Source organism: Bacillus sp. SG20033, from assembly GCF_044570195.1.
Taxonomy (GTDB): Bacteria; Bacillota; Bacilli; order Bacillales; family Bacillaceae; genus Bacillus; species Bacillus subtilis.
The window spans coordinates 1,477,431-1,490,272 of the sequence record NZ_CP172606.1; the positions used below are offsets into that span (position 1 = coordinate 1,477,431).

Genomic DNA, 12,842 nt, shown 5'->3' on the forward strand with positions numbered 1-12,842 from the left:
GCTATGACGTGCCGGAGGCTTTTTTTCTAGTTGTTTTTCGCTTTTTATCTCCGGCTCCTTTCGGTTCAGCGGCTTGTGCAGGTGCGGCAGCCGGTGTCTCCCGGTTCGGCCTTCTGGTTCGGTCAATGCTGGCTTGCAGAGCGCTTACCAGGTCAATGACATCTTCACGTGGTGGCGCTTTATCAGGAGTGACGGCTGTTTCTTTATTTTCAAGCTTGTCGTTGACTCTTTGCAGCAGCGCCTGTCGGTACGTGTCTTCATATTTCTCAGGCTCAAACTCAGCAGTCAGTTCATCTATTAATGTGATAGCGGTTTGCAGTTCTTTATCGTTTACATTCGATTGATCAGGTACACCTGGGACATGAGCGGCGCTTCTGACCTCATCGGGATAATGGATAGACTCCATGACGATACAATTTTCATAAACACGGAGAATCGCCAGCTGCTGCTTTGACCTGATTGTCATATTGGCGATACCGATCTTTCCGGTTGAGCGCAGCGCCTCACGCAGCAGGGTATAGGCCTTCGTCCCATTATCCCCGGGGCCGACAAAGTAGGAGCGGTTAAAATAAATCGGATCAATTTCCTGAAGCTGAACAAAGTCAACAATCTCAACTGCTTTCTCCTCATGCTCCTGTTTTAAGCTTTTTAAATCTTCGTCTGTCAGCACTACATATTTCCCTTTTACATATTCATATCCCTTCACAATTTCATCAGGACTAAGAGTTTTTTCGCAATTTGTGCAAACTTTCTCGTATTTGATTGGTGCGTGATCCTCTTTATGGAGGCTGCGCAGTTTAATATCTTTATCTTCTGTGGCCGCATATAGCTTGATGGGGATGTTTACTAATCCGAAGCTGATCGATCCCTTCCACATTGTATGCATATTGATAAACCCCTTTTTTTCTTTAGTGTGAAGAGAAGGAGTACGATTCATGTGTAGTAACTTATGGGTGAAAAAAAGCCGGCGCTGTTATTGCGACGGCTGTTCAATAATGAATTGTTCGAATTGTTCCGGAGGTATTGGCCTGCTGAAAAAGAAGCCTTGCAAATGATCGCAGCCTTTTTCAAAAAGAAGCTGCTTTTGAGCTGCATTTTCCACACCTTCGGCAATCACCTGCAAAGACAGCTGATGCCCCATGGCAATAATAGCTCCGGTAATTTGCTCTGATTTAGGATGGGTCTGAATATCGTCAATAAATGATTTGTCAATCTTCAGCCTGTGAATCGGGAAGTCCTTCAAATAGCTAAGAGAGCTGTGACCAGTACCGAAATCGTCAATACTGATTCTGATTCCTAATTCTGTTAGGGATGACAAAACCTTTTTGGAGTGATCGAGATTGTCCATTGTCATGCTTTCCGTCACCTCCACTTCAAGAAGCTGCGGAGGAAGCTGGTATTTATTAAGCGTATCCTTGATGAGGGGAATCAGATCTTTGGATTGGAACTGTCTGGCGGAAATATTAATGGCGACAGAAAGATCATAGCCTTTGTCATGCCAAATCCTTGCCTGCTTGCATGCTTCATCTATAATCCACTTTCCGATATCAATAATAAGTCCCGTTTCTTCTGCAACACCGATGAATTCTCCGGGCGGACGCAGTTGCCCGTCTGGTGTCACAAGGCGTATCAGTGCTTCTGCTCCTGTCATTTTTTGTTTTTTCACACTGAATTGCGGCTGATAATGCAAGACAAATCTATCGTTTTCGATTGCTTCTCTGAGTACCATCTCTTGGTTAAGCTTGATGGTTTCTTTGTTGCCGATTGAAAAAGAATAGTATCTGTATTTGCTTTTGTTTCGTTCTTTAGCCGCATACATCGCCATATCAGCCTTTTTCATCAATTCAAGTCCATCCGTCCCGTCTTTTGGAGATATCGCAATCCCGATACTGACAGATGTGACAAGGGTGTGATCTTGAATTTTGAAAGGTTTTTTGAATTTTTGGATAATTTTTCTTGCTAAAACATCTGCTTCGCCTGTTCCTGTATTGGCGTCTGTTAATATAATAATAAATTCATCACCGCCAAGACGGGCGATAAATCCGTTATCAGGGACTACAGATGACAAACGTTTAGCCGCAAACTGAAGCAGTTGATCGCCGACATTATGCCCTAATGCATCGTTAATCACTTTAAACCGGTTTAAGTCGAGAAAGAAAACAACGGTGTTATAATGCAAGGTATGCTCGCGATTCAGCACCTTTGTTAGATGAGAGATGGCATGTCTTCTGTTAGGTAAGTCTGTAAGCGAATCATAATGAGCCATTCTATGGATTTCTTTTTCTGCTTTGTACTGCTTCGTCATGTCTTTGCAAATGACATAAATGCTGTCTAGTTCCTGATTGACCTCAACAGGTATAAGCGTAATATTTAAGTGAAACTGGCCTTTTTCAGTGATAAGATCGCTATCGCTGTTCATCGCTTGTTTATCTTTTTTAACTTGCTCAAAAAGGCGCTTAATCTTCTGTGATGTGTAATTCCTCCAGTCATGCATGCTGAAGCCAAATTTGCTGATCATTTCCTCACCAGCGTGATTGGAAGATATTATGTCTCCTTCTAATGATAAAATAAAGATTGCATCAATATTGTGGACGATTAAAGACTGAAATCGCTGTTCGTTATCCTTTATGCGTTCGCTCTGTTTAATAAACTTTCGATCTGCATGGGAACTGAATAACAATAACGTTTGGATACAAAAAATAATTAAAGTAACAAAAATTGACCAATGAAACGTTTGCACCTCCATATGGCTTCCGGGCGGAGCCGTGTCCTTATGGAAAGTTGCCGCAAGCATCCCTGTGTAGTGCATGCCCGAAATCCCAATGCCCATTACAATTGAACTGACGACTTTATAGAATATAAGATGCTCAGAATGTTTTTTCACGGCCAAGTCAAAGAATATTTTTAACGAGACGAAAGAGGCTGCAATCGCAATGATAATTGAAACTGTAAATAAAATCGGTTCGTAAATAATCATTACCCGGGAAATGGCAGACATTCCGATATAGTGCATAGAAGCAATAGATGCGCCAAGCACAACTGATCCGGTAAGCAGTCTGGAATATGTAAGAATGTGCCGGCTGACAAAATATAATGACACAAATGATCCCGAAACAGATGCGCCAATGGCTGCCATTAAAGGCATGAATTCATATTCCATCGGCATTTCCATATGGACGGCCATCATCCCTACAAAATGCATTGACCAAATACCGAATCCCATAATAAGTGAGCCGCCGATCAGCCAAATTTTACTTTTTAAGCCTGTATTGATGGTGACTTTCCTTGAAAGTTCAAGGGAAATATACGAGGCGGTACAGGCAATTAGAATAGATAAACATATGAGCGTCGTATTATATGTAACGTGTATTTCCAAATGGAGATTCCCCCGTATCGTGTGTTCCAGTCTTGTTGACTCTTTTTATTATCGGCTGCTTAACCGCAGAGTTTCAGCCTTCAAGACGATAGAAATACGAGGGAGATCTATTTTTAGTTCAACTGACCGTGAAAAATGTGTTAAAATCATCTTGATGTTTTCCGAAAAGACAAAAATGTATGATACATAAACATGAAACAAGGGAGTTGGTGGCTATCGAAGAGCTGGTTATGTCATGGATTGAAGCATTTAAAAGCTTATCTTATTTTGGAATATTTCTAGCGCTCAGTATTGAGTTTATCCCGGCCGAAGTCGTCTTGCCGCTTGCGGGCTATTGGGTATCTAAAGGCGATATGACACTTGCCGGCGTTGTTTTGGCAGGATCGCTTGGGGGAGTGGCCGGTCCGCTTACGCTGTATTGGATAGGCCGTTACGGAGGAAGGCCGTTTCTTGAACGTTTTGGGAAGTATCTCTTTATTAAACCTGAAGCGCTTGATAAGTCAGATAAATTTTTCAAAAAACATGGGGGCTTTGTCGCGTTCAGCGGCCGTTTCTTGCCTGGCATCAGGACATTGATTTCCATACCGTGCGGAATTGCAAAAATGAATGTTTGGGTGTTTTCGCTTTATACATTCATTGCTATGCTTCCGATTACATTTGTATATGTTTATCTCGGTGTGAAGCTCGGTGAAAATTGGAAGGAAGTCGGCTCTATTCTTGATCAATATATGCTTCCGATCGGGATAGCGATTTTGGCGCTGTTCCTGCTCTACTTACTGATGAAAAAGAGGAAGAAACGCACGCACTCCGAACAATTATCTGTATTTTTGAAAAATAAACGTTGACAAATCATTGCACTGCGCATATCATTGACGTATAAAATCATATTTCTTGAAATCCCAAAGGGGAGTAGCGTCCGGAATGTATTCCGGAAACAAAGTCGTCATTTCATGGATTGTATCCATCGGCTTTGTTGGCATGCCTGAATTCATGTCTAGCAAGACCTTTGCCTTATGTCGGCAAAGGTCTTTTTTGCATGGTCCGGCCGGCATAAGATCGGATGAAGAGAAAGAAAACAACTTTTTTGGGAGGGTATCATTTATGGATGCAGCATTATTATTAGAGTATGGTTGGGTTCTTCTCGTCTTGATCGGGCTGGAAGGGATTTTAGCCGCCGATAACGCGCTGGTTATGGCGGTAATGGTAAAACATTTGCCGGAGGAAAAAAGAAAAAAAGCGTTATTTTATGGATTGGCAGGGGCTTTTGTTCTGCGATTTGGCTCTTTATTCGCCATTTCATTTTTGGTCAACGTATGGCAGGTTCAAGCGATTGGCGCGATCTATTTGCTGTATATCTCAGCAAGCCACTTATTGAAAAGATATGTATTTAAGAAAGAAGACACACATAAAGAGACGAAGCAAAGCGGTTTTTGGCCGACTGTTTTAAAAGTTGAATTGGCGGATATCGCGTTTGCTGTTGATTCCATCTTAGCAGCAGTAGCGCTGGCGGTTACACTTCCTGGGACATCACTCCCGAAGATCGGCGGACTTGACGGAGGACAATTTCTCGTCATTTTGGCCGGCGGTATCATCGGACTGGTGATCATGCGGTTTGCGGCTTCCATGTTTGTGAAGTTATTAAAGGAACGTCCAAGCCTAGAAACAGCAGCCTTTGTGATAGTCGGCTGGGTCGGAGTGAAGCTTGCTTTATATACGCTTGCCCATCGCGACATAGCGGTTGTTTCTGAGCACTTTATCCATTCTGGAACATGGAAGCTGATATTCTGGGGTGTCTTAGCAGCAATCGCGGTTTGCGGCTGGTTTATGTCAGGTGGGAAAAAACAGCCGGAGGGCGCACAAAACGAACAAAAAAACAGCACCCGTGAACGGGCGTAATCTGAAAGACTCTGCTTAAAAGCAGAGTCTTTTTGTGTTTGAAGCGTTTTCATAAGCGAAATAAAATAACATTTTTATAACATCTTTGTTACAAAAAACACGCATAAAACCCCCTTAATTCTTTAGAAAGGCACGAAATCATGTATAGGACGTCAGAATGGTTTGTCATAATTGAGACATTGGAAATCAATATTTCTTTTTCTCCTTTGCGAATCCCTATCAAATTAGCTATCATTAATGAGTAGTTATAGGGAGGAACTGAGGTGAAACCAGTGCTTAGCCTTTTGTTTAAATTGGGAAAAAAGAAGCAAACACTTGAAAAAGCTGTTGAGAGTATACAAAAAGGCAATAAAGATCTGCAAAATGAATTAATACAGCAATATAAGCCATTTATCGCAAAGACGGTTTCATCCGTTTGTAAACGATATATAGATGAAAAAGACGATGAGTTCAGTATTGGACTGATCGCATTTAATGAAGCTATAGAAAAATATTCACCTGAAAAAGGAAATTCTCTGCTCGCATTTGCTGAGCTTATTATAAAAAGAAAAGTCATTGATTACATTAGAAAAGAAGCCAGAAGCGCACAAAATATAAATATCGATTTACAGGAAGGAGACGATCAGGAGTCATCACAAAGCCTGATTGAAGCCGAGCTTTCCATAGATGAATACCGTCGTCAGATTGAACAGGAGCAGAGGCGGGAGGAAATCCTCTATTTTCAAAAGCAGCTCAAGGATTATGGTTTATCGTTTAAAGAACTGCTTGAAAATTCTCCAAAGCACACGGATGCAAGGCAAAACGCCATAAAGGTGGCAATGACGCTTGTTGAACATGAAGAATTGGCCGCTATCCTGTATACAAAGAAGCAGCTTCCGGTCAAACAGCTGGAACAGCTTGTCTCTGTAAGCCGAAAAACGATTGAGAGAAACAGAAAATATATTATTGCGATGTGTATTATCATTACGGGTGATTATATTTATTTAAAAGATTATCTTAAAGGGGTGCTGCACTCATGAGAAGAGGGATTATAGTAGAGAAAAATAAAAAATTCGTCACGTTGCTGACCCCTGACGGACAATTTTTAAAAGCCAAAAATGATCGACACAGCTATGAAATCGGAGAAGAAATCATGCTTCCGAGTGAAACACGCATGGGCAGAAGGGCCAGCTTTTTTGATTTTTTTAAACTGCGCCCTTTCAAAATGGGGATTTTTACGATGACTGCTATTATGCTTTTTATTTTTATAGTTCTCCCCGTTTTTTCTAATAATAAGGCCTATGCGTATATGACAATCGATATCAATCCAAGCGTCGAAATGGCGTTAAACAGCGATTATGAAGTGATTGAACTGACGCCTCTAAACGATGAGGGACAGAAAGTCGTGAATGATATAGATGATTGGGAGAAGACTGATTTTAAAAAGGTGATTGACGATATTATAACCGACTGCAGTGAACACGGGTATGTAAAGAAATCGAAAGAAATATTGATTTCCACTGTTTATGAAAACACAGAAGACAATACATATAAAAAGGCTGTGAAAAAACAGCTGAATGATGTGACTGAAAAATATAAAACAACATACCGCATGGAATCTCTCGAGTCAGATATGCAAACGAGGGAAAAAGCGAAGAAAGAAGGCGTCTCAACAGGCAGCTACATCAAATCAAATGAAAAGAATGACAATAAAGATTTAAAAGATGACTCCAGCAAACCATCCGGGGAAGAGGATCAAAAGAGTGATGAAAATGAGGATGAAAACACCGATCAAACTGACACCCAGGACAGCAAGCAAGGAGATAATGAACAGCTGAATGATGCGGATTCCGGAGACCAGAAAGAAGAGAAAGCGGATGACCAGACTGATGATAGTGACAAAGATAAAAATATAAAGGAACCAAATGAAAACACAAATATCGAAAAAGATGGGGACCATGAGCAAACCCCAATACAAGATCCTCAAGATAAAGGAAATGAAAATAACGGCGCTGACAAGGGTCAAAGCCAATATCACAGGGACTGGAACAATGGTGAACAAGGCAGGAACCGTTCTTCGTCCAGAAGGGATAACGCTTCAGACCGACGTAATCCAAACGGCTACAGCAGTGATAATAATTCAGCTCAAAATGAAGATTCGCCGAGTGCCCCCGGCGAATAAAGACCTGAATTTATTTAGTTGTGCCATTTAATTGTGATTGTGCTTGCTGTACCAGCCGCTTTGTCATTTCTCCGCCTACAGAGCCGTTAGCGCGTGCGACTGTATCAGAACCAAGGTGCACACCGAATTCTTGAGCCACTTCGAGTTTAAATTGGTCTAGTGCCTGCTCCACCCCTGGAACAACGAGTTTATTTCTGCTCGCCATCTTTTTCATCTCCTTTTTCGATAAAGAAATTCTTAACGCGTATTTAGTTTGAAATATACGGGGTTTATTTATGCTGGCAATTGTTGTGGAGAAAAATAAAACCCCGGCTTCTGAGCCGGGGTGACGCAGACTATAGAATGTCTGCTGTCATTTTATGTGCAGTTGCCTGAATATGGAACGTCAAAATGGAGAGGACTGTAATGGCGATAATTTGTCTGATTTTAAGCCATTGGTTGTCATTCAGTTCTTCAAAACGGTGACGGAGACGCTCTGTCTCCTGTTCGGCGATCTCCTGCAGATTTGATTCTTTCATAGAAGGAGTATCTTGGTGATGGATGGCATCAAGCACATATGCGCAGCTTTCATAATAAGCAATCGGGCTGATGACATCATCAGATCTGTCTGAGATTGTGTTAAAGGCCACTTTTAAAATAGCCCGTATGTGTTCAAAGTCATAAATGGATTTTAAATCACGTACAATTAAAAGAATAACTGCCTGTTCAATTGAGTATTTTTTGCCTAGCTCAGGGTGTCCGATCAGATCTTTGATATCACGCTTTACCCAGTTTTGAATCGCGGTTGACTTTAACGAAGTCAGCTCGCATAAGTTGCCAAGCTCTACGATTTCATTTGTAGAAAGACCGTATTCTTTTTTCTGTTTTTTTCGTTCGTATCTTGTAAGAAATTCAGGAATTTCTAGATGATTGGCTGCTTTTTCTGCTGACATGTTCGCTGATTGGACGAGAATGTCGAGCGGGCTATGTTCTCCTTGTCCTTTTAGGGAATAGAGCAGCCGCACCATATCGGTTCGAGAGAGTTTAAAAATGTTCATTGTTCACCTCTTTAAACAATTTGACGCGGATATAGGTCTATGTATAAGTTCAAAATTCAAGCGTCAGCAAATTACATTAACATCATACGTCGAATTCCTTGCATTTTCAAATGGATGTTTTATAATTTAAATATACGGGTTCTTTTGAACTTAAAATAACGGAGGTTGTTATGGCGAAAAGAATTTTTCTGTTTATTCTAACGAATATTTTGGTGCTTACAACAATCGGGATCGTTTTGTCTGTTTTAAGCTCTGTTACAGGAGTCGGGACGTACTTTACAGCTGATGGCGGTATCGATCCAATGGCGCTTCTTGTGTTCAGTTTAGTCGTTGGATTTGTCGGTTCCTTTACGTCTCTTGCGATGTCCAGATGGATGGCAAAGACGATGATGGGCGTCAGAGTGCTGAATCCGAAAAAACACTCGCTCAGCTATGAGGAACAGCAATTGGTTGATCGTGTTCACAGATTAAGCCGCTCTGCCGGTTTAACGAAAATGCCGGAAGTCGGGATTTACCGTTCACCTGAAGTAAACGCGTTTGCGACTGGACCGTCAAAACGCCGTTCACTTGTCGCAGTATCGTCAGGGCTGCTGGAGCAGATGGATGACGCAGCAGTTGAAGGTGTGCTTGCCCACGAGGTCGCGCATATCACAAATGGTGATATGGTAACAATGACGCTTTTACAAGGTATCGTTAATACCTTTGTCGTCTTTTTATCGCGTATCGCCGCTTGGATAGCAAGCCGTTTTGTCAAAGAAGATCTAGCGCCGATCGTTCATTTTATTGCAATGATTATTTTTCAGATTGTCTTTTCGATACTTGGCAGCCTGGTTGTGTTTGCGTATTCACGCCATCGTGAATTCCATGCTGACAGGGGAGGAGCGGATCTTGCCGGCAAGGACAAGATGATTCATGCGCTGCGGACGCTTAAAAGCTATTCTTCCCGGATTATGGAAGACGATCAGACAGCTGTCCAAACGTTAAAGATTAATGGCAAGAAGCGCTCTTCACTTTTCTCTACTCACCCTGATTTAGATGAGCGAATCAGACGGCTGGAAGCTAAATAATACAAACACATTGTTCCTCTGAGATAATTCTCAGAGGTTTTTTATTTTATCCATTGACTAAAATCATAAAAAAATAAGCAAGTTAAGAAAATGTTTCGTAAAAGCCTTTAAAAATGGACCTAATATCTTTAGAATAATTACCGTACTTAAAAAGAGAGGCAGAAGGATTTTACATGAGATTAAAGTTTGGAAAATTGATACAGGCCTTGTCACCGGCCCAGCTGATCGCATTATATTATTTTCTTGCAGTTACTGTGGCCGTTATATTGCTGAGTTTGCCGGCGGCCCATAAACCGGGGGCGGATTGGACGTTTATTGATGCGCTTTTTACAGCTGTCAGTTCAGTCAGCGTAACGGGGCTGACGGTAGTTGATACAGCTGATACATTCAGCACAATAGGGATTTTTATATTAGCATTTGTTCTGCAATTTGGCGGAATCGGAATTATGACGCTCGGAACGTTCATTTGGCTGATCATGGGAAAACGAATCGGGCTGAAAGAACGGAAACTGATTATGGTTGATCAAAACCAATCCCAGTTTTCAGGAATTGTCAATCTGATGAAGCAAGTACTGTTTCTGATCTTGTGGATTGAATTTTTTGGCGGGCTGATACTCGGCACATATTTCTTAACCTACTATGACTCCTATCAGGAAGCTTATTTACACGGGTTTTTTGCCAGTATCAGTGCAACGACAAACGGCGGATTTGATATTACCGGTAATTCGATGATTCCATTTCGCCACGATTACTTTGTGCAGTTTATTACAATGCTTTTAATTATATTTGGAGCGATTGGATTTCCTGTGCTTGTTGAAGTAAAGGATTTCCTGTTTTCAAAGCATCGGCGTTATCCATTTACGCTTTTTACAAAGATCACGACGATTACGTTCGGCTTACTTGTCTTGTTTGGAGCCATTGGCATCTTTGCTCTGGAAGCAAACCATGCGTTCGCAGGAAAATCATGGCATGATATTTTGTTTTTGTCCTTGTTTCAATCAACGGCAACCCGAAGCGGGGGACTGGCAACAATCGATATCAGCCAATTATCAGATTCCACACTCTTTTTTATTTGTGCGCTGATGTTTATCGGAGCGTCGCCAAGCTCAGTCGGGGGAGGCATACGGACAACGACTTTTGCTTTGAACCTTCTTGCGCTGTTTCATTTTGCCCGCGGTAATAAGGCCGTAAAGGTATTCAAACGGGAGCTACACCCTGCTGACTTGATGAAGTCGCTTGTTGTCACGATGATGGCGATCCTGCTCGTTTTTGGCGCGACCCTCATTCTGACCATTACAGAAAAGCATTCCCTGCTGGAGCTTTTGTTTGAAGTGTGCTCGGCATTCGGTACAACCGGCCTGTCGCTTGGAATTACGGCAGATTTGAGCAGTGTTGGAAAATGCGTCATTATGATTGTCATGTTTATCGGGCGAATCGGCATCCTGACCTTCCTGTATCTGATCGGAAGAAAGGAAATTGAAGCGAATTATCACTATCCGAAGGAAAGAGTGATTATCGGATAGGCAAAACACCGCATACTTTGCGGTGTTTTTTGATTGCCAAAAAAAAGATGTGTGCCTCCTGTTCAGTTGGAGAACCTAACTTCGACAGGTGCAATTAACGCTCCTGCATCTTGAAGTGAGTAAAATGTCTGAAAACTGGCGAGGAGGATTCGTATGAAGCGTAAAGCTGAAGTGAATGAAGCCATTAAAAATAACAATACACCTACCGAGAGCATGGACCCCAATTCATATAAGACACAATATCATGACGACCCCAATTTTAGAGGGGCAAACCGCAATTCCAAACAGGGCCAGCAGGGAGGCATGTAATTGTGAAGAAAAACCGTCATAGCAGAGACATGCAAAATCATAAAAAGCCTATGAATAAAAAGGTGCTGGAGGAAGAATTCTCAAGTGAACTTGGTGATTACAATGCCGGAAAGATCATCGAAACGCTGGAAGTCACTAAGCCTGAAAAGAAAAAAGAAAAAAACAAAAAACAACAATAAAAAAGACCTCTTAGGCGGCGTCCGCTTAAGAGGTGCTTTTCTATTTTAAATAAGCATTTTTGCCCGTTCCTCTGACAAATTGCAATAAGCTGGTCATCCTCAGCTCAATGAAGGGCTGAGCGACTGTCTTAACAAAGTTGCTGGAGAGGACTGATGTCAGGGCTGCTGTTAAAAGCAAGAGGATCACTAAGCTTTGATAGTCAGTAAGCCAATCCTCAAGCCCGACCTGCCGTAATGTTTTAATAATAAACCCGTGAAGCAGATACACGTAAAATGTCCGGGTTCCCCATCTGGTAAAGAAATACCGTTTTTGCGGAACAAGCGCTAAAAAGCTGAAGGTTGCCCCAAAGGCGAGTACATACCAGCCGATTCGGGATAGTCCGCTTACAAGGGTAACGTCTCCAAATGAAGAATACGGTTTTGAACCAAACAGAAAAGAATAGTCAAAATCGATGCCCCAGCAGATGACGAATACTGCGGCAAGCACTCCGAGCGCAATTTGTTTGCCGCGTTTTGATCTCAATAAATCAAAATGATGTTTATTTAAATAAAAACCGACAAGGAACATCGGTAAGAATACGAATGTCCGTGACAAGCTCAGCGTGCTGCTGACAAAGTCCAGATAACCGATCAGCACGGCGATTCCGCAGCTGACAAACAGCGCCCACTGCTTTGAAAGCTTTGAAAAAGGATATAGGAGCAGGTTCCAAAAGAATAAGCTTACAAGAAACCATAACGACCATTGCGGATCAATCGGGTTCACATTTGCCATGCTTTCATCTTGCATAATGTAATAAAAGACGGAATAAATGATTTGGAAAATCAAATACGGAATAATCAGCTTGACCGCCAGCTTTTTTACATATCCCGCCCGTTTAAAGCCTTTCGCGAAATAACCGGATACAAGAATAAATGCAGGCATATGGAATGTGTAAATGAACTTGTAGAGGTAGAGCATAAAATGATTATCATTAATAAAGGAACGAAGGATATGACCGAATACAACAAGGAATATCAATAAAAATTTTGCGTTATCGAAATAACTGTCCCGCGATTTACTCATAGCATCACCTTCTCTTTCATCAGTCACTAAGAGATTATTCCCTGCTGGTACATATTTTAAAATAAAAGATGAAAAAGGAATCTAAAAAAATGCTGATTGTTAGGTCGATGTAAAGTGACGGTAAGGATCGTAGAAAATGTCTTCGTAATGTAATGGCGCTGAAATTTTCTGAAATTTATAGGGCAAATGAAGGAAGTTCCCGCATTTTGTAGAAATATTGAGGGATAGGTT

General features: G+C 41.6%; 13 protein-coding genes. 8 read left to right on the plus strand and 5 right to left on the minus strand.

Going from position 1 to position 12,842, the window contains the following annotated elements; all coding sequences use genetic code 11:
• Nucleotide 1: 1 nt before the first annotated feature.
• Together ACFVP7_RS07910 and ACFVP7_RS07915 are read right to left on the minus strand one after the other, a co-directional pair.
• Nucleotides 2-937 (minus strand): Ku protein, encoded by a 936-nt coding sequence (locus ACFVP7_RS07910; RefSeq protein WP_031600437.1) that lies wholly within the window; start codon nucleotides 935-937, stop codon nucleotides 2-4.
• Nucleotides 938-973: 36 nt separating this feature from the next.
• Nucleotides 974-3,376, minus strand: a complete 2,403-nt coding sequence (locus ACFVP7_RS07915) for an EAL domain-containing protein (RefSeq protein WP_375060102.1) — start codon at nucleotides 3,374-3,376, stop codon at nucleotides 974-976.
• Nucleotides 3,377-3,555: 179 nt separating this feature from the next.
• On the opposite strand from ACFVP7_RS07915, the gene ACFVP7_RS07920 reads away from it, so the two are divergent.
• The 4 genes from ACFVP7_RS07920 to rsgI all read left to right on the plus strand — a co-directional run bounded on the left by ACFVP7_RS07920 (nucleotide 3,556) and on the right by rsgI (nucleotide 7,433).
• Nucleotides 3,556-4,221, plus strand: coding sequence for a DedA family protein (locus ACFVP7_RS07920; protein WP_029726984.1), 666 nt, complete (start codon nucleotides 3,556-3,558; stop codon nucleotides 4,219-4,221).
• Nucleotides 4,222-4,297: 76 nt separating this feature from the next.
• The gene (locus ACFVP7_RS07925) at nucleotides 4,298-5,272 is read left to right on the plus strand and encodes a TerC family protein (protein WP_009967096.1); all 975 of its coding nucleotides are present in this window, start codon (nucleotides 4,298-4,300) and stop codon (nucleotides 5,270-5,272) included.
• 263 nt (nucleotides 5,273-5,535) lie between these two features.
• Nucleotides 5,536-6,291, plus strand: coding sequence for an RNA polymerase sigma factor SigI (gene sigI / locus ACFVP7_RS07930; protein ID WP_003245855.1), 756 nt, complete (start codon nucleotides 5,536-5,538; stop codon nucleotides 6,289-6,291).
• Nucleotides 6,288-7,433 carry an anti-sigma-I factor RsgI gene (gene rsgI, locus ACFVP7_RS07935; RefSeq protein WP_338733483.1) on the plus strand — a complete coding sequence of 382 codons (1,146 nt, stop codon included), beginning with the start codon at nucleotides 6,288-6,290 and terminating at the stop codon, nucleotides 7,431-7,433. Before sigI ends, rsgI begins: the two co-directional genes overlap by 4 nt.
• Before the next feature lie 10 nt (nucleotides 7,434-7,443).
• On the opposite strand, the gene sspD is transcribed toward rsgI, so the two are convergent.
• Nucleotides 7,444-7,638, minus strand: a complete 195-nt coding sequence (sspD, locus tag ACFVP7_RS07940; RefSeq protein WP_338733485.1) for an acid-soluble spore protein SspD — start codon at nucleotides 7,636-7,638, stop codon at nucleotides 7,444-7,446.
• 130 nt (nucleotides 7,639-7,768) lie between these two features.
• Nucleotides 7,769-8,470 carry a transcriptional regulator HtpK gene (gene htpK / locus ACFVP7_RS07945; protein ID WP_122894600.1) on the minus strand — a complete coding sequence of 234 codons (702 nt, stop codon included), beginning with the start codon at nucleotides 8,468-8,470 and terminating at the stop codon, nucleotides 7,769-7,771.
• 170 nt (nucleotides 8,471-8,640) lie between these two features.
• Here htpK and htpX point away from each other — a divergent pair, with 170 nt between their 5' ends.
• From htpX to ACFVP7_RS07965, 4 genes are all read left to right on the plus strand, one after another.
• Complete coding sequence (gene htpX, locus ACFVP7_RS07950) at nucleotides 8,641-9,537, plus strand: protease HtpX (protein WP_003232513.1); 897 nt, start codon at nucleotides 8,641-8,643, stop codon at nucleotides 9,535-9,537.
• Between the two features lie 173 nt (nucleotides 9,538-9,710).
• A complete protein-coding gene (gene ktrD, locus ACFVP7_RS07955) occupies nucleotides 9,711-11,060 on the plus strand; it encodes a Ktr system potassium transporter KtrD (RefSeq protein WP_338733491.1) in 1,350 nt (449 codons plus the stop codon).
• Nucleotides 11,061-11,213: 153 nt separating this feature from the next.
• A complete protein-coding gene (locus ACFVP7_RS07960) occupies nucleotides 11,214-11,369 on the plus strand; it encodes a hypothetical protein (RefSeq protein ID WP_003232510.1) in 156 nt (51 codons plus the stop codon).
• Nucleotides 11,370-11,371: 2 nt separating this feature from the next.
• Nucleotides 11,372-11,548 carry a hypothetical protein gene (locus tag ACFVP7_RS07965; RefSeq protein WP_003245411.1) on the plus strand — a complete coding sequence of 59 codons (177 nt, stop codon included), beginning with the start codon at nucleotides 11,372-11,374 and terminating at the stop codon, nucleotides 11,546-11,548.
• 40 nt (nucleotides 11,549-11,588) lie between these two features.
• On the opposite strand, the gene ACFVP7_RS07970 is transcribed toward ACFVP7_RS07965, so the two are convergent.
• Complete coding sequence (locus ACFVP7_RS07970; protein ID WP_015252222.1) at nucleotides 11,589-12,611, minus strand: acyltransferase family protein; 1,023 nt, start codon at nucleotides 12,609-12,611, stop codon at nucleotides 11,589-11,591.
• Nucleotides 12,612-12,842: the final 231 nt, after the last annotated feature.